The sequence below is a fragment of the Burkholderia stagnalis genome (assembly GCF_039848545.1).
GTDB lineage: Bacteria > Pseudomonadota > Gammaproteobacteria > Burkholderiales > Burkholderiaceae > Burkholderia > Burkholderia stagnalis.
The window spans coordinates 1,193,446-1,214,520 of the sequence record NZ_CP156685.1; the positions used below are offsets into that span (position 1 = coordinate 1,193,446).

22 protein-coding genes are annotated in these 21,075 nt (G+C 68.9%); 11 read left to right on the forward strand and 11 right to left on the reverse strand.

Going from position 1 to position 21,075, the window contains the following annotated elements; all coding sequences use genetic code 11:
- Positions 1–91: 91 nt before the first annotated feature.
- Positions 92–736: a pyridoxamine 5'-phosphate oxidase gene (gene pdxH / locus ABFO07_RS05675; RefSeq protein ID WP_059802057.1), complete on the reverse strand. Its 645-nt coding sequence runs from the start codon at positions 734–736 to the stop codon at positions 92–94.
- Positions 737–864: 128 nt separating this feature from the next.
- On the opposite strand from pdxH, the gene tcdA reads away from it, so the two are divergent.
- Complete coding sequence (gene tcdA / locus ABFO07_RS05680) at positions 865–1,719, forward strand: tRNA cyclic N6-threonylcarbamoyladenosine(37) synthase TcdA (RefSeq protein WP_060149683.1); 855 nt, start codon at positions 865–867, stop codon at positions 1,717–1,719.
- A gap of 42 nt (positions 1,720–1,761) precedes the next feature.
- On the opposite strand, the gene trxA is transcribed toward tcdA, so the two are convergent.
- Positions 1,762–2,610, reverse strand: a complete 849-nt coding sequence (gene trxA, locus ABFO07_RS05685) for a thioredoxin (RefSeq protein ID WP_059557270.1) — start codon at positions 2,608–2,610, stop codon at positions 1,762–1,764.
- Positions 2,611–2,666: 56 nt separating this feature from the next.
- On the reverse strand, positions 2,667–3,548 hold the full coding sequence (locus ABFO07_RS05690; protein ID WP_347468535.1) for a pirin family protein: 882 nt from the start codon (positions 3,546–3,548) through the stop codon (positions 2,667–2,669).
- A gap of 200 nt (positions 3,549–3,748) precedes the next feature.
- Here ABFO07_RS05690 and ABFO07_RS05695 point away from each other — a divergent pair, with 200 nt between their 5' ends.
- Positions 3,749–4,627, forward strand: coding sequence for an EamA family transporter (locus ABFO07_RS05695; RefSeq protein ID WP_124490286.1), 879 nt, complete (start codon positions 3,749–3,751; stop codon positions 4,625–4,627).
- Between the two features lie 49 nt (positions 4,628–4,676).
- On the opposite strand, the gene ABFO07_RS05700 is transcribed toward ABFO07_RS05695, so the two are convergent.
- Positions 4,677–6,215, reverse strand: coding sequence for an N-acetylmuramoyl-L-alanine amidase (locus ABFO07_RS05700; protein ID WP_347468536.1), 1,539 nt, complete (start codon positions 6,213–6,215; stop codon positions 4,677–4,679).
- Positions 6,197–6,751: a tRNA (adenosine(37)-N6)-threonylcarbamoyltransferase complex ATPase subunit type 1 TsaE gene (gene tsaE, locus ABFO07_RS05705; protein WP_060160423.1), complete on the reverse strand. Its 555-nt coding sequence runs from the start codon at positions 6,749–6,751 to the stop codon at positions 6,197–6,199. Before tsaE ends, ABFO07_RS05700 begins: the two co-directional genes overlap by 19 nt.
- Positions 6,752–6,768: 17 nt before the next feature.
- Between tsaE and queG the strand changes: the two genes are divergently transcribed.
- The 3 genes from queG (at position 6,769) to xerD (ending at position 9,516) form a co-directional block, all read left to right on the forward strand.
- On the forward strand, positions 6,769–8,004 hold the full coding sequence (gene queG / locus ABFO07_RS05710; protein WP_347468537.1) for a tRNA epoxyqueuosine(34) reductase QueG: 1,236 nt from the start codon (positions 6,769–6,771) through the stop codon (positions 8,002–8,004).
- Positions 8,005–8,098: 94 nt separating this feature from the next.
- Positions 8,099–8,569, forward strand: coding sequence for a methylated-DNA--[protein]-cysteine S-methyltransferase (locus ABFO07_RS05715; RefSeq protein ID WP_059958375.1), 471 nt, complete (start codon positions 8,099–8,101; stop codon positions 8,567–8,569).
- Positions 8,566–9,516: a site-specific tyrosine recombinase XerD gene (xerD, locus tag ABFO07_RS05720; RefSeq protein ID WP_059879668.1), complete on the forward strand. Its 951-nt coding sequence runs from the start codon at positions 8,566–8,568 to the stop codon at positions 9,514–9,516. Before ABFO07_RS05715 ends, xerD begins: the two co-directional genes overlap by 4 nt.
- A gap of 103 nt (positions 9,517–9,619) precedes the next feature.
- Here the strand turns inward: xerD and ABFO07_RS05725 are convergent, their stop codons facing one another.
- Positions 9,620–11,182 carry a class I adenylate-forming enzyme family protein gene (locus ABFO07_RS05725; protein ID WP_347468538.1) on the reverse strand — a complete coding sequence of 521 codons (1,563 nt, stop codon included), beginning with the start codon at positions 11,180–11,182 and terminating at the stop codon, positions 9,620–9,622.
- A 227-nt stretch (positions 11,183–11,409) separates the two neighbouring features.
- Here ABFO07_RS05725 and ybaK point away from each other — a divergent pair, with 227 nt between their 5' ends.
- The gene (ybaK, locus tag ABFO07_RS05730; RefSeq protein ID WP_059802047.1) at positions 11,410–11,901 is read left to right on the forward strand and encodes a Cys-tRNA(Pro) deacylase; all 492 of its coding nucleotides are present in this window, start codon (positions 11,410–11,412) and stop codon (positions 11,899–11,901) included.
- Between the two features lie 109 nt (positions 11,902–12,010).
- Positions 12,011–12,649 carry a glycerol-3-phosphate 1-O-acyltransferase PlsY gene (plsY, locus tag ABFO07_RS05735; protein WP_059802045.1) on the forward strand — a complete coding sequence of 213 codons (639 nt, stop codon included), beginning with the start codon at positions 12,011–12,013 and terminating at the stop codon, positions 12,647–12,649.
- A gap of 68 nt (positions 12,650–12,717) precedes the next feature.
- Here the strand turns inward: plsY and ABFO07_RS05740 are convergent, their stop codons facing one another.
- A complete protein-coding gene (locus ABFO07_RS05740; RefSeq protein WP_059802043.1) occupies positions 12,718–13,203 on the reverse strand; it encodes a YajQ family cyclic di-GMP-binding protein in 486 nt (161 codons plus the stop codon).
- A gap of 137 nt (positions 13,204–13,340) precedes the next feature.
- Between ABFO07_RS05740 and murB the strand changes: the two genes are divergently transcribed.
- Positions 13,341–14,390, forward strand: coding sequence for a UDP-N-acetylmuramate dehydrogenase (gene murB, locus ABFO07_RS05745; RefSeq protein WP_347468539.1), 1,050 nt, complete (start codon positions 13,341–13,343; stop codon positions 14,388–14,390).
- A 109-nt stretch (positions 14,391–14,499) separates the two neighbouring features.
- Here the strand turns inward: murB and argF are convergent, their stop codons facing one another.
- Complete coding sequence (gene argF / locus ABFO07_RS05750) at positions 14,500–15,429, reverse strand: ornithine carbamoyltransferase (RefSeq protein WP_059557294.1); 930 nt, start codon at positions 15,427–15,429, stop codon at positions 14,500–14,502.
- Positions 15,430–15,841: 412 nt separating this feature from the next.
- Here argF and ABFO07_RS05755 point away from each other — a divergent pair, with 412 nt between their 5' ends.
- Positions 15,842–16,162: a DUF3579 domain-containing protein gene (locus ABFO07_RS05755; RefSeq protein ID WP_059557297.1), complete on the forward strand. Its 321-nt coding sequence runs from the start codon at positions 15,842–15,844 to the stop codon at positions 16,160–16,162.
- A 171-nt stretch (positions 16,163–16,333) separates the two neighbouring features.
- Here the strand turns inward: ABFO07_RS05755 and rpsT are convergent, their stop codons facing one another.
- A complete protein-coding gene (gene rpsT / locus ABFO07_RS05760; protein ID WP_006398494.1) occupies positions 16,334–16,606 on the reverse strand; it encodes a 30S ribosomal protein S20 in 273 nt (90 codons plus the stop codon).
- A gap of 301 nt (positions 16,607–16,907) precedes the next feature.
- Between rpsT and murJ the strand changes: the two genes are divergently transcribed.
- The gene (murJ, locus tag ABFO07_RS05765; protein ID WP_347468541.1) at positions 16,908–18,458 is read left to right on the forward strand and encodes a murein biosynthesis integral membrane protein MurJ; all 1,551 of its coding nucleotides are present in this window, start codon (positions 16,908–16,910) and stop codon (positions 18,456–18,458) included.
- Positions 18,459–18,466: 8 nt separating this feature from the next.
- Entirely contained in the window at positions 18,467–19,309 is an 843-nt protein-coding gene (locus ABFO07_RS05770; protein ID WP_059802199.1) for a SirB1 family protein, read from the forward strand.
- Between the two features lie 80 nt (positions 19,310–19,389).
- On the opposite strand, the gene ABFO07_RS05775 is transcribed toward ABFO07_RS05770, so the two are convergent.
- Positions 19,390–20,148, reverse strand: coding sequence for an SDR family NAD(P)-dependent oxidoreductase (locus ABFO07_RS05775; RefSeq protein ID WP_059879966.1), 759 nt, complete (start codon positions 20,146–20,148; stop codon positions 19,390–19,392).
- A 187-nt stretch (positions 20,149–20,335) separates the two neighbouring features.
- Entirely contained in the window at positions 20,336–20,998 is a 663-nt protein-coding gene (gene adk, locus ABFO07_RS05780; protein WP_026045123.1) for an adenylate kinase, read from the reverse strand.
- Positions 20,999–21,075 lie beyond the last annotated feature (77 nt).

Genomic DNA, 21,075 nt, shown 5'->3' on the forward strand with positions numbered 1-21,075 from the left:
AATACAGCCAAGCTTCTTGACCGGCGCCCGCCCGTTCGGCGGGCGCCCGGTTGCAATACGAAATACGTGTCGGCAGCGCGCGTGGCGGCGCTTACGGCGACAGGCGCGAAATCGTCCAGCCGTGCGGCGCCGCCGCGTCGCGCGTATACAGCAGCCGGTCGTGCAGCCGCGACGGGCGGCCCTGCCAGAACTCGATCGATTCGGGCACGAGGCGATAGCCGCCCCAATGCGGCGGCCGCGGCGGGTCGTCGCCGTAGCGCGTGCTGATTTCCTTTTCGCGCGCTTCGAGCGTCGCGCGGCTGTCGATCACCGCGCTCTGCTCCGACGCCCACGCGCCGATGCGCGAGCCGAGCGGCCGCGACGCGAAATAGCGGTCGCTTTCCTCGTCGGTCGTCTTCTCGATGCGGCCTTCGATGCGCACCTGCCGCTCGAGCTCGATCCAGTAGAACAGCAGCGCGGCATACGGATGCGCGGCGAGGTCGTGGCCCTTGCGGCTTTCGTAATTGGTGAAGAACACGAACCCGCGTTCGTCGACGGCCTTGATGAGGACGATCCGTGCCGATGGCCGGCCGCTCTCGCCGACGGTGGCGAGCGTCATCGTGTTCGGCTCGGGAAGCTTGGCGGCGAGCGCCTCCTTGAACCAGCGGTCGAACTGGGCGAAGGGGTTCGGGGCGGCGTCGGCTTCGTCGAGCGAAGCACGCGAATAATTGATGCGGAGATCAGCGAGTGTCGTCATGTTATGCAAACGCTTCAATCTGGGGCCAGTATAGCGAAGGCGCAAGAAACGTGCGTGCACAGTGGCGCGTGGTGGCGGGGAGATCAGGCAAAATACGGGGCTGCACGACTTACGCTTTCCTTGCCGCCATGTCCTCCACACACGCCGCCCCGATAACTTCTGATCTTACCCCGAGCCCGACGAATCAGCTTGACGTGGATCGCGCGCGGCGCTTCGGCGGCATCGCGCGGCTGTACGGCGCGCCGGCGCTCGCCGCGTTCGAGCGCGCGCACGTCGCGGTGATCGGCATCGGCGGGGTCGGCTCGTGGACGGCCGAGGCGCTCGCACGCAGCGCGATCGGCACGCTGACGCTCGTCGATCTCGACAACGTTGCCGAAAGCAACACGAACCGGCAGATCCACGCGCTCGACGGCAACTACGGCAAGCCGAAGGTCGATGCGATGGCCGAGCGGATCGCGCTGATCGATCCCGCCTGCCGCGTGAACCGGATCGAGGATTTCGCGGAGCCGGACAATTTCGACGCGCTGCTCGGCGGCGGCTTCGACTACGTGATCGACGCGATCGACAGCGTGCGCACGAAGGTCGCGCTGATCGCGTGGTGCGTCGCGAAAGGGCAGCCGCTCGTCACGGTCGGCGGCGCGGGCGGCCAGCTCGACCCGACCCGGATCCGCATCGACGATCTCGCGCTGACGATCCAGGATCCGCTGCTGTCGAAGGTGCGCGCGCAGCTGCGCAAGCAGCACGGCTTTCCGCGCGGGCCGAAGGCGCGCTTCAAGATCAGCGCCGTGTATTCGGACGAGCCGCTGATCTATCCGGAAGCGGCCGCCTGCGACCTCGAGGACGGCGCGGAGCCGTCCGCGGCCGCGCATGTCGCGGGGCTGAACTGCGCGGGATTCGGCTCGAGCGTGTGCGTGACCGCGAGCTTCGGCTTCGCGGCCGCCGCGCATGCGCTGCGGGCGATCGCGGCGCGGGCCGTCGCATGACGGCGGGGCTGGCGCGCGGCCGCGTGCCGGCCCCGGTTCCGGTCAGTTGAGCGCCATGCTCAGCTTGCGCCGCCACGCGGCGACGATATCGGGGCGGTCGCCCGCCAGCTCGAACACCGAAATCATCGTCTTGCGGCCGACGTCGTCGCCGTAGGCGCGGTCGCGCAGCACGATTTCCAGCAACTGCTCGAGCGCGCCTTCATAGGCGCGCCGTGCGATCAGGCTCTGTGCGAGATCGAATCGCGCGTCGAGATCGGCCGGATTCGCCGCGATGCGGGCTTCGAGCGCGTCGGTCGGCGGCAGGTCGGCGGTCGCGTCGAGCGCGTCGAAACGGGTCATGATCGCCTGGTAGCGCGCATCGCCGCCCTGCGTCACCTGCGGCGACAGCCGTTCGGTCTCGGCGCGCGCCGCGTCCACCTGGTTGTGCGCGAGCAGGAGCTCGATCAGGTCGAGCCGCGCGTCGTCGAAGCCGGGGTTCAGCGCGAGCGCGGCCTCGAGGTGGCCGCGCGCGTCGTCGAAGCGCGATTCCGCCATCGCGACCTGCGCGGCGCGATGTTCGGCTTCTTCCGGCGCCGGCAGCAGCCGGTCGAGGAACGCGCGCAGCTGCCCCTCGGGCAGCACGCCGACGAACTGGTCGACCGGGCGCCCGTCGGCGAACGCGATCACGTGCGGAATGCTGCGCGTCTGGAAGTGCGCGGCCAGTTCCTGGTTCTCGTCGACGTTGACCTTCACGAGCTTCCAGCGGCCCGCGTAGTCGCTTTCGAGCTTTTCCAGCAGCGGGCCGAGCGTCTTGCACGGGCCGCACCACGGCGCCCAGAAGTCGACCAGCACGGGCGTGTCCAGCGACGCCTCGATGACGTCTTTCTCGAAAGTGGCAAGCGTGGTGTCCATGGCGTTCGTTCTCTTGAGTTCGAATGAGGGCAGGATGGGGGCGGCGGCCGGTTTTTTCAACGCGGCTTGCGTTCGGGCAGCGGAATCCATTCGGTTTCGCCGGGCACCTTGCCCATCTCCTGCCGCGTCCAGGCGTCCTTCGCGCGCTCGATCGCGTCGCGGCTGCTCGCGACGAAATTCCAGTCGATGAAGCGCTCGCCCTCGAGGCGGTCGCCGCCGAGCACCATCACGCGCGCGCCGGCGCCGCTCGTCAGCGCGACGGTCGCGCCCGGCACGAGCACGGCCATCTGCGCGGTTTCGAGCGGCGTGCCGTCGATCGCCAGGTCGCCTTCGACCAGATAGACCGCGCGCTCCTGGTGGGACGCATCGAGCACGAGGCTGCCGCCGGGCGCGAACTCGGCGGCGACGTACAGCGTGCGCGAAAAGGTCGTGACGGGCGAGCGCAGGCCGAACGCGTCGCCGGCGATCACCGTCAGCGACACGCCGTCCGCAGCCCGTTTCGGCAGCGTTCCGGCGTCATGGTGCTCGAACGACGGCTCGTCGGTCTCGTGCTCGAGCGGCAGCGCGACCCAGGTCTGGATCCCGTGCACGGTGTGGCCGCGCTCGCGCAGCGCGTCGGGCGTGCGTTCCGAATGGACGATGCCGCGCCCGGCCGTCATCCAGTTGACGTCGCCGGGCACGATTTCCTGCAGCGAGCCGAGGCTGTCGCGGTGCAGGATCGCGCCGTCGAACAGGTAGGTGACGGTCGCGAGCCCGATGTGCGGATGCGGGCGCACGTCGAGGCCCGTGCCGGCCGGCAGCGTCGCGGGCCCCATGTGATCGAAGAAGATGAACGGGCCGACGAGGCGTGCGGCGAGCGCCGGCAGCGTGCGGCGCACCTGCAGGTTGCCGATGTCGCGCACGTGCGGCTTCAGCAGGGCTTGGATGGAGTCGGTCATGGCGGATCCTGTCGACGCGGCGGGGATGCGGGTCATTGTACTTGGCGCCCGGCCGGCTGCGCGCGGTGCATCGCGCGGTACGATTCTTGCGGCCGCGCCGAATCCCTGCCGCGTGCGCGGGATTCCGGCAGGCGCGCCAAAGGCCGGTAAACTGGCCACCTTCATACGCTGCGACACGACAAGACAAGGAGACGGAGATGATGGCCCCGAAGGATCTGCTGCTGGCGCTGGTCGTGATCCTCGCGTGGGGCGTGAATTTCGTCGTGATCAAGGTCGGCCTGCACGGCATGCCGCCGATGCTGCTCGGCGCGCTGCGCTTCACGCTCGCGGCGGTGCCGGCGGTGTTCTTCGTGCGCCGGCCGCAGATTTCGTGGCGGCTGCTCGTGCTGTACGGCGCGACGATCCAGCTCGGCCAGTTCGTGCTCCTGTTCACCGCGATGTATGTCGGGATGCCGGCCGGGCTCGCCTCGCTCGTGCTGCAGTCGCAGGCGTTCTTCACGCTCGTGTTCGCGATGGTGTTCCTCGGCGAGCGGCTGCGCGTGCAGAACCTGCTCGGCCTGGCGATCGCCGCCGGCGGCCTCGTCGTGATCGCGTCGCAGGGCGGCCGCGCGATGACGCTGGCCGGCTTCCTGCTGACGATCTGCGCGGCCGCGATGTGGGCGCTCGGCAATATCGTGACGAAGAAGGTCGGGCAGGCCGACCTCGTGTCGCTGGTCGTGTGGGCGAGCCTCGTGCCGCCGGTGCCGTTCTTCCTGCTGTCGCTCGGCTTCGAGGGGCCGCAGCGCATCGCGGCCGCGCTCGCCGGGCTGACCGGCGCGTCGATCTTCGCGGTCGTCTATCTCGCGTTCGTCGCGACGCTGCTCGGCTACGGGCTGTGGAGCCGCCTGCTGTCGCGCTATCCGGCCGCGCAGGTCGCGCAGTTCTCGCTGCTGGTGCCGATCATCGGCCTCGCGTCGTCGGCGCTGCTGCTCGACGAGCACCTCACGCGCGCGCAACTGATCGGCGCGGCGCTCGTGATGGGCGGGCTCGCGGTGAACGTGTTCGGCGGGAAGCTGATGCGCCGCGTCGCGGCGCAGTGATGCGCGCCGGCCGTGCGGTGCCCGGCCGGCGGCGCGATGCGAACGCCGGTCAGGCCATCCGGTTCTTCGCGAGCGGCGGGTTCGCCGCGAAATAGCGCTTGATGCCGCGGAAGATCGCGTCGGCCATCTCGTCGCGGTAGCTGTCGTCGTTCAGGCGGCGCTCTTCGTCCGGGTTGCTGATGAATGCGGTCTCGACGAGGATCGACGGAATGTCGGGCGCCTTCAGCACCGCGAACCCGGCCTGCTCGACCGAGCCCTTGTGCAGCTTGTTGATGCCGCCGACTTCCTTCAGCACGTAGTTGCCGTAGCGCAGCGAGTCGCGGATCTGCGCGGTGGTCGACATGTCGAACAGCGCGCGGCTCACGGCCGCGTCCTGGGTCTTGATGTTGATCCCGCCGATCAGGTCCGACGCGTTTTCCTTGTTCGCGAGCCAGCGGGCCGCCGCGCTCGACGCGCCGTGGTCCGACAGCGCGAACACCGACGAGCCGCGCGCCGACGGCGTCGTGAACGCGTCCGCGTGGATCGACACGAAGAGATCCGCGCCGACGCGGCGCGCCTTCTGCACGCGCACGTTGAGCGGCACGAAGAAGTCGGCGTCGCGCGTCATCATCGCGCGCATGTTCGGCGCGGCGTCGATCTTCGCGCGCAGCTTCTTCGCGATGTCGAGCGCGACGTGCTTCTCGTACGTGCCGTTTCCGCCGATCGCGCCCGGATCCTCGCCGCCGTGGCCCGGGTCGATCGCGACCGTCAGCAGGCGCACCGTGCCGCCCTTGCCGGATTTCGGCGCGGTGAACTTGTAGGTGTCGTCGTCGGCGTCGTCGTCATCCTTGCGCGCGATGACGGGCGGCGGCTTGATCGCGGGCTTCGCCGGCGCGGCGGGCGTGCCGCCCGTCGCGGCCGGCGGCGTGCGCGGCGTCGGCGTCGCGCCCGGGGAGTTCTGCGCGAAGCGCTGGAAGAACGCGTCGCTGTTGTCGTTGCCCGCCGGCGGCTGCGTCGGGCCGCTCAGCGCGGTCGGCGGCTGCACCTGCTGCGCGCGCGCGGCTTCGTTGAGCTGCTGTTCCTTGCGTTCGGTCTGCGCGATCAGGTCGGTCAGCGGATCGGGCGCGACGGCCGGATACAGGTCGAACACGAGGCGGTACTTGTAGGTGCCGACGGGCGGCAGCGTGAACACCTGCGGCTTCACCGAGCCCTTCAGGTCGAACACCATCCGCACGACGTGCGGCTGGTACTGGCCGACGCGCACCGAGTGGATCTGCGGATCGTTCGGCGCGATCTTCGACACGAGGTCGCGCAGCGCCTGGTCGAGATCAAGCCCGTTCAGGTCGACGACGAGGCGGTCGGGCCCCTGCAGCAGCTGCTGGGTATTCTGCAGCGGCTGGTCGGATTCGATCGTCACGCGCGTGTAATCGCGCGCGGGCCACACCCGCACGCCGAGCACCGACGTCGCGTGCGCGAGCCGCGGCACCGCGAGGCCGAGCACCAGCGTCGACGCGCCCGCGCACAGGATCTGCCGGCGCCGCCAGTTGTGCGTCGCGGTGGCCGCCGATTCGATCGAGCGGAACGGTTTGATCAACATCTTTCGAGACATGCGATTCCTGAAGCGCTGTACGCCCGGACGGTGAGGGCGCGGCCGTCGCCGTCCACGTCGAGCGAGAAGACCAGATCGGGCACGCCGAGCAGCGTGCCCGCCTGTTGCGGCCATTCGACGAGGCAGATCGCGCTGGAATTGAAATACTCGCGAAAGCCCGCGTCGGACCATTCGGCCGGATCGTTGAAACGGTACAGATCGAAGTGATAGACCTCGAGTTCCCCATCTTCGCGTTCGAGCGCGTACGGCTCGACGAGCGTGTAGGTCGGGCTGCGCACGCGGCCGCGATGGCCGAGGCCGCGCAGGATCGCGCGCACGAGGGACGTCTTGCCTGCGCCGAGATCGCCGATCAGCTGGATCTGCAGGCCGTCGAACGCGTGCGCGCGGGCCAGTTCGGCGCGCGCTGCGTCGAGCGCCTGCGCGAAGCGTGCGCCGAAGGCCTCGGTCGCTGCTTCGTCGGCGAGCGCGATCACGCGCTCCGCGAGCGGGGCGGGCAGCGCGGCGGCAGGTGGCGTATGGCTGTGCGGAGCTGGCATTCTCGTAAAATAGTGCGATGAACCGATTACCGGAACTCGCCGCATCCGATACGCATTCGACCGAGGTCGAAGGCGCGGCGCCGTGCGTCCTCGACGATGCGGCGTTGACTGCGCTCGCCGCGCGCATCAGGGCGTGGGGGCGCGAATTGGGTTTCGGGGCGATCGGCATCAGCGATACCGATCTCTCGGATGCCGAAGCGGGCCTCGCCGCCTGGCTGGAAGCCGGATGCCACGGCGAAATGGATTATATGGCGAAACATGGGATGAAACGCGCGCGGCCGGCCGAACTTGTGGCCGGTACGCGACGCGTGATCTCGGCCCGGCTCGCCTATCTGCCGGCCGACACGCTCGCGGGCGACACGCATGACGACACGTCCGGCGCGCTTGCGCCGCACGACTGGCGCGCACGCGAACTGGCGCGGCTCGACGATCCGCAGGCGGCCGTCGTGTCGATCTATGCGCGCGGCCGCGACTATCACAAGGTGCTGCGCAACCGCCTGCAGACGCTCGCCGAGCGCATCGAGCGCGAGATCGGCGCGTTCGGCCACCGCGTGTTCACCGATTCCGCGCCGGTGCTCGAGGTCGAGCTCGCGCAGAAGGCGGGCATCGGCTGGCGCGGCAAGCACACGCTATTGCTGCAGCGTGACGCGGGCTCGCTGTTCTTCCTCGGCGAGATCTACGTCGACATCCCGCTGCCGACCGATGCGCAGACCGCGCCCGACGCGGCGCCCGAAACCCCGGGCGCGCATTGCGGCAGCTGCACGCGCTGCATCGGCGCGTGCCCGACCGGCGCGATCGTCGCGCCGTACCGCGTCGATGCGCGGCGCTGCATTTCGTATCTGACGATCGAACTGAAAGGCAGCATCCCCGAGCCGCTGCGGCCGCTGATCGGCAATCGCGTGTACGGGTGCGACGACTGCCAACTGGTGTGCCCGTGGAACAAGTTCGCGCAGGCGGCGCCGGTCGCCGATTTCGACGTGCGGCACGGGCTCGATCGCGCGACGCTCGTCGAGCTGTTCGGCTGGAGCGCGGACGAGTTCGATACGCGGATGCAGGGCAGCGCGATCCGGCGCATCGGCCACGAATGCTGGCTGCGCAACCTCGCGGTCGGGCTCGGCAACGCGCTGCGCGCGCCGGCCGGGCGGCTCGCGCCGGGCGCGCGGGACGCGATCGTCGCCGCGCTGCGCGCGCGCGCGGACGATCCGTCGCCGCTCGTGCGCGAGCACGTCGAGTGGGCGCTGCGTGCGGCATGAAGGCGGCGTACAGTGTCGGTTCGATGCGACAGCGGCCGTCAGGGCCGACGCAACCCCGCGCGGGTGCGCTCGCCCGGGTCGACAGGAGATAACGATGTTCAATGCAGTGATCGATGCGCCATTCGGCAAGATCGGCGTCCGAACGGATGCGTCGGTGGTGCGCGAGATCGTCTACTTGCCCGTATCGGTGAAGAACGTCGATGCGGATACGCCGCTCGCGAAGCGCGCGGTCGAGCAGATCGAACGCTATTTCGAACGCGCGTCGGCGAGTTTCGACCTGCCGCTCGCCGAGGTCGGCACCGCGTTCCAGCACCGCGTGTGGGACGCGATTTGCGCTATCCCGCCGGGCGTCGTGCTGACTTACGGACAGGTCGCGAAGCAGGTCGGCAGCGCGCCGCGCGCGGTTGGCCAGGCGTGCGGCGCGAACTATTTCCCGCTGGTGATCCCGTGCCATCGCGTCGTCGCGTCCGGCGGCCTCGGCGGCTTCGCGCACCACGACGACGACGGCTACTACCTGCGGGTGAAGCGCTGGCTGCTCGCGCACGAGGGCGTGCCGTACCGATGAGCGAACCGCTGCTTTCCCCGGACGCCGAGGACGAATCGGCCGCGCCGTCGCCCGTGCTGCTCGCGAGCCGGGCGTCGATCGACGTGTTCTGCGACGCGCTGTGGCTCGAGCACGGCCTCGCGCGCAATACGCTCGATGCGTACCGTCGCGATCTGGCGCTGTTTGCGCAGTGGCTCGCGGCGACGCACGACGCGCCGCTCGACCGCGCCGACGAGATGATGGTGACCGGCTACATCGCGTCGCGCAGCGACGGCAAGGCGACGTCGTCGAACCGGCGGCTGTCGGTGTTCCGCCGCTATTACGGCTGGGCCGTGCGCGAGCATCGCGCGAGCGCGGACCCGACGCTGCGCATCACGTCCGCGAAGCAGGCGGCGCGGTTCCCGTCGACGCTGTCGGAGGCGCAGGTCGAGGCGCTGCTCGGCGCGCCCGACGTCGACACGCCGCTCGGCCTGCGCGACCGCACGATGCTCGAGCTGATGTACGCGAGCGGGCTGCGCGTGAGCGAGCTCGTGACGCTGAAGACGGTCGAGGTCGGGCTCAACGAAGGCGTCGTGCGCGTGATGGGCAAGGGCTCGAAGGAGCGGCTCGTGCCGTTCGGCGAAGTCGCGCACGGCTGGATCGAGCGCTACCTGCGCGACGCGCGGCCGGCGCTGCTCGGCGCGCGCGCGGCCGACGCGCTGTTCGTCACCGCGCGCGGCGACGGCATGACGCGCCAGCAGTTCTGGAACATCATCAAGCGCCATGCGCGGCAGGCCGACGTGCGCGCGCACCTGTCGCCGCACACGCTGCGGCATGCGTTCGCGACCCATCTGCTGAACCACGGCGCGGACCTGCGCGTCGTGCAGATGCTGCTCGGCCACAGCGACATCTCGACGACGCAGATCTATACGCACGTCGCGCGCGAGCGCCTGCGCACGCTGCACGCGCAGCACCATCCGCGCGGCTAGCCTGCGCCGACGCCGACGCCGACGCCCACGCCCACGCAGGCGCAGGCGCAGGCGCAGGCGCGGGCGCAGGCGCAGGCGCGGCCGGCCCGGCGGCCGGCGCGCGTCAGACCATGTCGCGCAGCTTGTGCTTGAGCACCTTGCCGGTCGACGCGGCCGGCAGCGCGTCGAGCACGCGAATGTGCGCGGGGCGCTTGTACGGCGCGAGCCGCGCCGCGCACCAGTCGTGCAGCGCGGCTTCGGTGGCCGTCGCACCCGGCACGAGCTCGACGAACGCGAGCACTTCCTCGTTGCCTTCGATCGGGCGGCCGACGACGGCCGCCTGCACGACATCCGGGTGCGCGTTCAGCACCTGTTCGACCTCGACCGGATACACGTTGAAGCCCGAGCGGATGATCAGCTCCTTGCTGCGTCCGGCGATCGTCACCGCGCCGTCGGCGGCCTGCCGCGCGAGATCGCCGGTCTTCAGCCAGCCGTCCGGCGTGACCGCCGCGCGCGTCGCGTCCGGATTGCGGTAGTAGCCGAGCATCACGTTCGGGCCGCGCACCCAGATCTCGCCGATCTCGCCCTGCGGCAGGTCGCGTCCGTCCGGCCCGACGATCCGCATCTCGACGCCCGGGATCGGCACGCCGACCGAGGAATCGGTGCGCGGCGCGTCGAGCGGCGTCTGCGCGATCGTCGGGCTGCTTTCGGTCATCCCGTAGCCGTTGTGCAGCGGCACGCCGTAGAGCCGCTCGACGCGCGCCTTCAGGTCGGCATCGAGCGGCGAGCCGCCCGAATACGCGAAGCGCAGGCGCGGCGCGCGCCATGCGTGGCCGTGCGTGTGCAGATGCTCGAGCAGCTTCGCGTGCATCGCGGGCACGCCCTGGAAGATCGTCACGCCTTCGTCGGCCAGCGCGACGCGCACGGCCTCCGGCGAGAAGCGCGGCGCGAGCCGCAGCGTCGCGCCCGCATACAGGCTGCCGAGGCACACCGACGCGAGGCCGTACACGTGCGACACCGGCAGCACCGTATAGACGACATCGTCGGGCGACACGCGCCGCAGCGCGCTCGACGTCGCCGCGACGTACAGCAGGTTGCGATGCGACAGCATCACGCCCTTCGGCGTGCCGGTCGTGCCGGTCGTGTAGATCAGCGCCGCGCATTGCGCCGCGCCGTCCGCGGCCACCGGCTCGCCGGGCGCGCCGGCATCGACGCGATACGACCACGCGCCGACGTCGATCGCCGGCGCGGCGGCGGGCGTCGCGCCGTGGCGCGCCGCATGCGCGCGCGCGTCGGGCGACGCTTCGTCGCCGAACGCGATCAGCTTCGGGCGCGCGTGCGCGGCGATCGCGTCGAGCTCGGCGGCCGACAGCCGCGCGTTCGACATCAGCGCCCACGCGTCGAGGCGGGCCGTCGCGAACAGCAGCACGACCTGCGCGACGCAGTTTTCCGCGACGATCATCACACGGTCGCCGCCGCGCACGCCGTACGCGGCAAGCTGCGCGGCGGCGGCGTCGACCGCCGCCGACAGATCGCGATACGACAGGCGGCGCGCGTCCTCGATCAGCGCCGCGCGTTCGGGCGTCCGGGCGGCCCAGTGCGCGGGAACGTCGGCGATGCGGCCGGGCAGCGCGGCCAGCAGGGCGTCGATGTCGAGCGGTGCGCCAGGGCGGGGGGACGAGGTCATGGTGTTTCCAGAAGATGAGCCGGGCGACCGGCGCGCGGCGGGACAAAGCGTGCGAGCGATCGTGCCACGCCGGCGCGCGCGCCACAATCGGCCATTCGGTCAATAGCGCGTCGCGCCGCGCGCAATGATGATGGCGGGGTGCCGGCGCTGCCGCCCGGGTGACGGGCCGGCGGGCCGCGAGTATACCGCCGGCGGTGCCGGTGGCCGTTCCCCATTAGAATGCCGCCATGAGCAAATCCAGACATGTGTCCGAAACGCCCGCAACCCAGCTGCTGCGCCGCCACGGCGTCGCGTTCGGCGAGCATCCGTACGATTATGTCGAGCACGGCGGCACCGGCGAGTCCGCGCGCCAGCTCGGCGTCGACGAGCACGTCGTCGTGAAGACGCTCGTGATGGAGGACGAGCAGGCGAAGCCGCTGATCGTCCTGATGCACGGCGACCGCACGGTGTCGACCAAGAACCTGGCGCGGCAGATCGGCGCGAAGCGCGTCGAGCCGTGCAAGCCCGAGGTCGCGAACCGCCATTCGGGCTATCTCGTCGGCGGCACGTCGCCGTTCGGCACCCGCAAGGCGATGCCGGTGTACGTCGAGGCGACGATCCTCGAGTTGCCGACGATCTACCTGAACGGCGGCCGCCGCGGCTATCTCGTCAGTCTCGCGCCCGCCGTGCTGACGGCGCTGCTCGGCGCGAAGCCGGTGCAGTGCGCGAGCGTCGACTGAGGGTTTCACCTTCGTGGCAGCCCCCGCCGCTTCGGTAGAATGAGCGCCGCTTCGGCTTGCCGCCGCGCAGCCGTCCGTCCATCGATACGTTGAAAGAAGAGTCCTCCGCATGCAGATCCTGCTCGCCACCCTCGTTGCCTACCTGATCGGTTCGGTGTCGTTTGCCGTCATCGTCAGCGCCGCGATGGGCCTGGCCGATCCCCGTTCGTACGGGTCGAAGAATCCCGGCGCCACCAACGTGCTGCGCGGCGGCAACAAGAAGGCCGCGATCCTCACGCTCGTCGGCGACGCTTTCAAGGGCTGGATCGCGGTCTGGCTCGCGCGGCGCCTCGGCCTGCCCGACGTCGCGATCGCGTGCGTCGCGATCGCCGTGTTCCTCGGCCACCTGTACCCGGTGTTCTTCCGCTTCCAGGGCGGCAAGGGCGTCGCGACCGCGGCCGGCGTGCTGCTGGCGGTGCATCCGGTGCTCGGGCTCGCCACCGCGCTGACCTGGCTGATCATCGCGTTCTTCTTCCGCTACTCGTCGCTCGCGGCGCTCGTCGCGGCGGTGTTCGCGCCGGTGTTCGACGTGTTCCTGTTCGGCACGCACCACAACCCGGTCGCGTGGGCGGTGCTCGCGATGAGCGTGCTGCTCGTGTGGCGCCATCGCAGCAACATCTCGAAGCTGCTGGCAGGGCAGGAAAGCCGGATCGGCGACAAGAAGAAGGCGGCCGCGAACGGCAACGCGCAGGACGGCGGGAAGGCCTGACGGAACGGTCTGGGGCCTGAAGAAACGCGCCGGGCGCGCAAGGCGGCCCGGCGGCAGCGCGCGACCGGTCAGTCGCGGAAGTTGTTGAAGTCGAGCGGGGTGTCGGTCACGTCCTTGCGCAGCATCGCGATCACGCTCTGCAGGTCGTCGCGCTTGGTGCCCGCCACGCGCACCGCGTCGCCCTGGATGCTCGCCTGCACCTTGATCTTGCTGTCCTTGACGAGGCGCACGATCTTCTTCGCGAGATCGCCCGTCACGCCTTTCTTGACCGTCACGACCTGCTTGACCTTGTCGCCGCCGATCTTCTCGACCTTGCCGTAGTCGAGGAAGCGCACGTCGACGTTGCGCTTGGCCAGCTTGCCGATCAGCACGTCCTTGACCTGGCCGAGCTTGAAATCGTCGTCGGCGAACAGCGTCAGCTCGCGTTCCTTCTGCTCGACGCGCGCGTCGGAGCCCTTGAAATCGAAGCGCGTCGAAATTTCCTTGTTCGACTGCTCGATGGCGTTCTTCACTTCGATCATGTTCGCTTCGCTGACGACGTCGAACGATGGCATGGCATTCTCCCTGGAAAACGCGCGCGCCCGGCTTGCGCGCGGGCACTCGCTATAATTGCGGACTATTCGCCATTTTACCGATGCCCCTTCGTTTGCCCAAGGCCGGCCGCGCGCCGACCGGGCACGCCCGACCGCGATTGCCGATGCTTCCAGCCGATTCCACCCTGTCGCTGCTCCCCGACCACCCGCTCGCCGCGCACAACACGTTCGGGTTCGACGTATCCGCGCGGCTGGCCGCGCGCGTGACGCACGCCGGGCAGTTCGAGGCGCTGCATCGCGATGCACGCGTCGCGAACCTGCCGCTGCTGGTGCTCGGCGGCGGCAGCAACGTCGTGTTCACGCGCGATTTCGAGGGCCTCGTGCTGCTCGACGAGATCGCCGGGCGCCGCGTCGTGCGCGAGGACGACGACGCGTGGGTCGTCGAGGCGGGCGGCGGCGAGAACTGGCACGCATTCGTCGAGTGGACGCTCGAGCAGGGCATGGCCGGGCTCGAGAACCTCGCGCTGATCCCGGGCACGGTCGGCGCCGCGCCGATCCAGAACATCGGCGCGTACGGGCTCGAAATGAAGACGTATTTCGATTCGCTCGTCGCCGTCGAGCTCGCGACGGGCCGCAGCGAGCGCTTCGATGCCGCGCGCTGCGCGTTCGGCTATCGCGACAGCTTCTTCAAGCGCGAAGGCCGCGGGCGCTTCGCGATCGTGTCGGTGACGTTCCGGCTGCCGAAGCGCTGGACGCCGCGGCTCGGCTACGCGGACGTGTCGCGCGAACTTGCTGCGCGCGGCGTCGCGCCGGACGCGGCCACGCCGCGCGACGTATTCGACGCGGTGGTCGCGATCCGTCGCGCGAAGCTGCCCGATCCGCTCGCGCTCGGCAATGCGGGCAGCTTCTTCAAGAACCCGGTGATCGGCGCGGTGCAGTTCGACGCGCTGCGCGCGCACGCGCCGGACATCGTGTCGTATCCGCAGCCGGACGGGCAGGTGAAGCTCGCGGCCGGCTGGCTGATCGACCGCTGCGGCTGGAAAGGGCGCGCGCTCGGCGCCGCGGCCGTGCACGAGCGGCAGGCGCTCGTGCTCGTCAATCGCGGCGGCGCGACGGGCGCGGACGTGATCGCGCTCGCGCGGGCGATCCAGGACGACGTGCGCGCGAAATTCGGCGTCGAGCTGGAGCCGGAGCCGGTGTGCCTGTAGGCCGGGCCTGACGCACCCGCGCAGGCGATTTCGGCTGCGCAAAAGCAAAGCGCCGATCGACGATCGGCGCTTTTTCATTGGCGCGAGCGTGCTGCCGCGCGCGGGCGCGTCAGTGCTTCAGCTTGCCGAGCAGCAGGAACTCCATCAGCGCCTTCTGCACGTGCAGGCGGTTTTCCGCTTCATCCCAGACGACGCTCTGCGGGCCGTCGATCACGCCGGCCGTCACTTCCTCGCCGCGGTGCGCGGGCAGGCAGTGCATGAAGAGCGCATCGGGGTTCGCGTGGCCCATCATTTCCTCGTCGACGCACCAGTCGGCGAATGCCTGCATGCGCGCCTCGTTCTCGGCCTCGAAGCCCATGCTCGTCCACACGTCGGTGGTCACCAGGTCGGCGCCCCTGCAGGCTTCGTTCGGATCGTCGAAGACTTCGTAGAACGGCGCGCTGTCCGGCGCGACGAGCTTCATGTCGAGCGCATAGCCCGGCGGCGTCGACAGGCGCAGCTTGAATCCGAGGATCTGCGCGGCCTGGATCCACGTGTACAGCATGTTGTTCGCGTCGCCGACCCACGCGACCGTCTTGCCGCGGATCGGGCCGCGATGCTCGTAGTACGTGAAGATGTCGGCGAGCACCTGGCACGGGTGGTATTCGTTCGTCAGGCCGTTGATCACCGGCACGCGGGAGTTTTCCGCGAAGCGCTGGATGATCTCCTGTTCGAACGTGCGGATCATGATGATGTCGACCATCCGCGAGATCACCTGCGCGGAATCCTCCACCGGCTCGCCGCGGCCGAGCTGCGTGTCGCGGGTGCTCATGAAGACGGCATGGCCGCCGAGCTGGAAGATCCCGGCCTCGAACGACAGGCGCGTGCGCGTCGAGCTCTTCTCGAAGATCATCGCGAGCGTGCGGTCATGCAGCGGATGATAGGTCTCGTAGTTCTTGAACTTGCGCTTCAGGATTCCCGTGCGTTCGAGCACGTACTCGTAGTCGTCCAGCGAGAAATCCTTGAACTGCAGGTAGTGACGAATGGTCTTGGCGGTCATGAAACGAAATGCGGCGGGTTCGACCCGGCCGCCGGGGCCGGACGGCGCCGCCGTCGGATGTGGATAACTTCAACGCAGCATAATGGATTTTCTGTGCTTTGACGAGCCAGCAGAAAAACCGGGGCGCGATGCTTGCGCACCGCGTCCGGGTGCCGGGAAGGGTGAGCGAAACGACGCACGATGGCGCGCTGCGGTATAATCGCAAAGTTTTCTCAAGCCCGGCAGGCAAGCATTTCCCCGTTCTGCCGGACACAAGCTGTGCGCTGCACAAATCCGGTGCGGCGTGCCGGGCGGATCGCGCGGACGGCCTCTTTTCAGGCATCCGGCGCGGGCATCCCGGCTTCCTCCTGCTTCGTGTTTGCGTGTCCAGGCCGTCGCCTGCGCATCGCCGGGCCGTCACCTGGGTAACAACATGGCTGAAACCCCTCCGACCGAATACTTCATTCAGGGCATCACGAAAGATGGGAAAACGTTTCGCCCGAGCGATTGGTCGGAGCGCCTCGCGGGCGTGATGGCATGTTTCGGGCCCGGTGCAAGCGGTCCGAATGCGCGCTTGAAGTATTCGCTGTACGTGCGCCCGACGATGCTGGGCGGCACGAAGTGCGTGATTCTCGATTCCCGTCTGCGCGACGTCGAGCCGATGGCCTTCGATTTCGTGCTGAACTTCGCGAAGGACAACAATCTCGTCGTCACCGAGGCGTGCGAGCTGCCCGACTACAGCGAAAAGAAGTAACGGCCGCGCGCGGGCGCACATTGCGCCCGGCCGGTGCGTCGATCCGCGCGAGCGCGCGTTGATGGAGACTCAACCCGGCGAACCGCCGAACCCAACAAAAAAGCCCGCAGATGCGGGCTTTTTCGTCGATCGCAGGAAACAGGGCGCCCGCGCGAGGCGGGCACACCGGATTTACGCTGCTGCCTGCAGGCCCTTGACGGCTGCGGCGAGGCGGCTCTTGCTGCGAGCGGCCTTGTTCTTGTGAACGATCTTCTTGTCGGCGATCGTGTCGATCGTCTTCACGGCAGCCTTGAACAGCTCGGCAGCCTTTGCCTGGTCGCCGGCGTCGACAGCCTTGCGAACAGCCTTGATCGCGGTACGGAATTTCGAGCGCAGCGCCGAGTTGTGCGAGTTAGCCTTCGCTGCCTGGCGGGCGCGCTTGCGTGCTTGTGCGGAGTTAGCCATGACGGTTCCTTATCCTGTCCTGTTTCCAGAGCTTGGAGCCTGACGGCCAAGCGCTGCTTTTCGATCCGTCCCCTGAGAGCGATTGCCCAGGGGCGCAAAAAAAACGTTGGTTTTATCCGAGACCGAGACACGAAAGCGGCAGGCGCCGCGCATGCAACAGGCTCAGAAACGGCGGATTATAGCAACAAAATCAAGCGCGTGGCAAGTTTGGCGTCGGTTGCGGCGGCGGGCCGGTGCGGCGGGCGCCGATTTCGGTGTCGGGCGGTGCCGGGCCGCGCAACGTCCGTATAATAAGCGCCCCATGAATCTATTCCGAGCCCTGCTGACGGTCAGCGGCTTCACGCTGCTGTCGCGCGTGACCGGTCTGGCCCGTGAGACGCTGATCGCCTGTGCGTTCGGCGCCAGTCAATATACCGACGCGTTCTACGTCGCGTTCCGCATTCCGAACCTGCTGCGCCGCCTGTCCGCGGAGGGCGCGTTCTCGCAGGCGTTCGTGCCGATCCTCGCCGAGTTCAAGAACCAGCAGGGGCACGACGCGACGAAGGCGCTCGTCGACGCGATGTCGACCGTGCTCGCGTGGGCGCTCGCCGTGCTGTCGGTGGCCGGCATCGCCGGCGCGACCTGGGTCGTGTACGCGGTTGCGTCCGGGCTGCGCACCGACGGCCAGGCGTTCCCGCTGGCCGTCACGATGACGCGCATCATGTTCCCGTACATCGTGTTCATTTCGCTGACGACGCTCGCGTCCGGCGTGCTGAACACGTACAAGAGCTTCTCGCTGCCCGCGTTCGCGCCGGTGCTGCTGAACGTCGCGTTCATCGTCGCGGCGGTGTTCGTCGCGCCGCACCTGAAGGTGCCCGTGTATGCGCTCGCGTGGGCGGTGATCGCCGGCGGCGTGCTGCAGTTCATCGTGCAATTGCCGGGCCTGAAGAAGATCGACATGGTGCCGCTGATCGGGCTCAACCCGCTGCGCGCGCTGCGGCATCCCGGTGTGAAGCGCGTGCTCGCGAAGATGGTGCCGGCGACCTTCGCGGTGTCGGTCGCGCAGCTGTCGCTGATCATCAACACCAACATCGCGTCGCGGCTCGGGCAGGGCGCGGTGTCGTGGATCAACTACGCGGACCGCCTGATGGAATTCCCGACCGCGCTGCTCGGCGTCGCGCTCGGCACGATCCTGCTGCCGAGCCTGTCGAAGGCGCACGTCGACGCGGACGCCACCGAGTATTCGGCGCTGCTCGACTGGGGCCTGCGCGTCACGTTCCTGCTGGCCGCGCCGAGCGCGCTCGCGCTGTTCTTCTTCGCGACGCCGCTCACCGCTACGCTGTTCAACTACGGCAAGTTCGACGCGCACACCGTGACGATGGTCGCGCGCGCGCTCGCGACCTACGGGATCGGGCTTGTCGGCATCATCCTGATCAAGATCCTCGCGCCGGGCTTCTATGCGAAGCAGGACATCAAGACGCCGGTGAAGATCGCGATCGGCGTGCTCGTGATCACGCAGTTGTCGAACTACGTGTTCGTGCCGCTGATCGGCCATGCGGGCCTTACGCTCAGCATCGGCGTCGGCGCGTGCCTGAATTCGCTAATGTTGTTCCTCGGCCTGCGGCGGCGCGGCATCTACCAGCCGTCGGAGGGCTGGCTGCGCTTCTTCGCGCAGCTCGCCGGCGCATCGCTCGTGCTTGCCGGCACGATGCACTGGCTCGCGCTCACCTTCGACTGGACCGGGCTGCGCACGGAGCCGCTCGCGCGCATCGCGCTGATGGCCGCCTGCCTCGTGCTGTTCGCTGCACTATATTTCGGTATGTTGTGGGTGATGGGCTTCAAATACGCTTACTTCAGAAGGCGCGCCAAGTGACGACCGCAATGACCCGCGTTCTCGACTACTTCAGCACGCTGGTGGCGGACGACGACAGTCTGCCCGTCACCGAGGCGGCGCTGTCGCTCGCACAGGACGCTTACCCGGATCTCGACCTGCAGGGCACGCTCGCCGAGCTCGACATGCTCGCGGCGCGCCTGCGCCGCCGGCTGCCGGACGACGCCGGCCTGAAGGACCGGATCGTCGCGCTGAACGAGTTCTTCTTCCGCGAACTGGGCTTCGCGTGCAATCACAACGACTACTACGACCCTGACAACAGCCACCTGAACATGGTGCTGAAGCGGCGGCGCGGCATTCCGATCTCGCTGTCGGTGCTGTATCTCGAGCTCGCGGAGCAGGTCGGCGTGCCGGCGCGCGGCGTCTCGTTTCCCGGCCACTTCCTGTTGCGCGTCACGCTGTCGGACGGCGACCTGATCATCGATCCGACGAATGGCCATTCGCTGTCCGAGGCCGAGATGGTCGAGATGCTGGAGCCGTATGTCGCGCGCGCGGCCGGCGCGGTCGACAGCGCGTTGCGCGCGCTGCTGCAGCCGGCCACGAGCCGCGAGATCATCGCGCGGATGCTGCGCAACCTGAAGACGATCTATCTTCAGACGGAACGCTGGCAGCGGCTGCTGGCGGTGCAGCAGCGGCTCGTGATCCTGTTGCCGGGGCAGCTCGACGAGATACGCGACCGCGGCTTCGCGTATGCGCGGCTCGACTACCTGCGGCCCGCGCTCGAGGATCTCGAGCAGTATCTCGGCGAGCGGCCGGACGCCGACGATGCGACCGTCGTCGAGTCGCAGGTGAGCGAATTGCGGCAGCGGATGGAGCGCAGCGCCGAAGACTGAGCGCGCGCCGCGCACGCATGTGAAACGCCCGCCCTGCGCATCGCGCGCACGGCGGGCGTTTTGTCATACGTGGTCGGCGCTTACTTCGGCTGCATCCGGATCGCGCCGTCGAGGCGGATCACCTCGCCGTTGAGCATCGGGTTCTCGACGATCTGCCGGACCAGCATCGCATATTCGGCCGGCTTGCCGAGCCGCGGCGGGAACGGCACCATCGCGCCGAGCGCGTCCTGCACGTCCTTCGGCATGCCGAGCAGCATCGGCGTCTCGAACAGGCCGGGCGCGATCGTCATCACGCGGATGCCGTTGCGCGACAGGTCGCGCGCGATCGGCAGCGTCATGCCGGCGACGCCGGCCTTCGACGCCGCATACGCAGCCTGGCCGATCTGGCCGTCGAACGCCGCGACCGACGCGGTGCTGATCACGACGCCGCGCTCGCCGTTCGCGTTCGGCGCGTTCGCGGCCATCGCGACGGCGGCGAGACGGATCATGTTGAAGGTGCCGACGAGGTTCACGCTGATCGTCTTCGCGAACACGTCGAGCGGATGCGCGCCGTCCTTGCCGACGGTCTTCGCGGCGGGTGCGATGCCCGCGCAGTTCACGAGACCGCGCAGCGAGCCGGCGCGCGTCGCGGCGTCGACCGCGGCCTGCGCGTCGTCTTCGCGCGACACGTCGCAGCGCACGAACACGCCGCCCAGTTCCTGCGCGAGCGCTTCGCCGGCCGCTTCGTTCAGGTCGGCGAGCACGACCTTGCCGCCTTCCTGCGCGAGCAGCCGCGCGGTGCCGGCGCCGAGGCCCGACGCGCCGCCCGTGATCAGAAACACGTTCCCGCGAATCTCCATGACTGTCTCCTTGCTGGTAGGGCATGCCAGCGCGACTGCGAGCGGGCAGGCGGCCGGTCCGGTTCGATTCGGCCGATTGTACGGGGTGCGTTCGCCGGCCGGCCCGAATCCGACGATCGTCCGAACCATGCCGGCGCGAAAAAAAAGCCGCCTGAAACAGGCGGCTTCGCGATGCGGGACGCGGTGCTTACTTCAGCGCGTCGAACGCACGGTCGCGGATCTCGTCGACGGTGCCGAGACCGGAGATCTTCCGGTACTGCGGCGCCTTCAGGCCGTTTTCCTCGCCGCGCTGCGCCCAGTCGCCGTAGTAGGTGATGAGCGGCTTGGTCTGCGCTTCGTACACTTCGAGACGCTTCTTGACCGTCTCTTCCTTGTCGTCGTCGCGCTGGATCAGCGGTTCGCCCGTCACGTCGTCCTGGCCCTCGACCTTCGGCGGGTTGAACTTGACGTGGTACGTGCGGCCCGATGCCGGATGCGTGCGGCGGCCGCTCATGCGCTCGATGATTTCCGAGAACGGCACGTCGATTTCCAGCACGTAGTCGATCGCGACGCCGGCGTCCTTCATCGCGTCGGCCTGCGCGATCGTGCGCGGGAAACCGTCGAACAGGTAGCCGTTCGCGCAGTCCGCTTCCTTCAGGCGCTCCTTCACGAGGCCGATGATCAGCTCGTCCGGAACGAGCTTGCCCGCGTCCATGAAGCCCTTCGCCTCGACGCCCAGCGGCGTGCCGGCCTTCACGGCCGCGCGCAGCATGTCGCCCGTCGAGATTTGCGGGATGCCGAATTTTTCCTTGATGAAGTTTGCCTGGGTGCCCTTTCCCGCGCCGGGCGCGCCCAACAGGATCAAACGCATGGTGATATCTCCAAGTATGTAGATTCGTCTGGCGAGGCTCGAAGGCGCCGGCGACCGAACGTGCGGCGGCTTGCCCG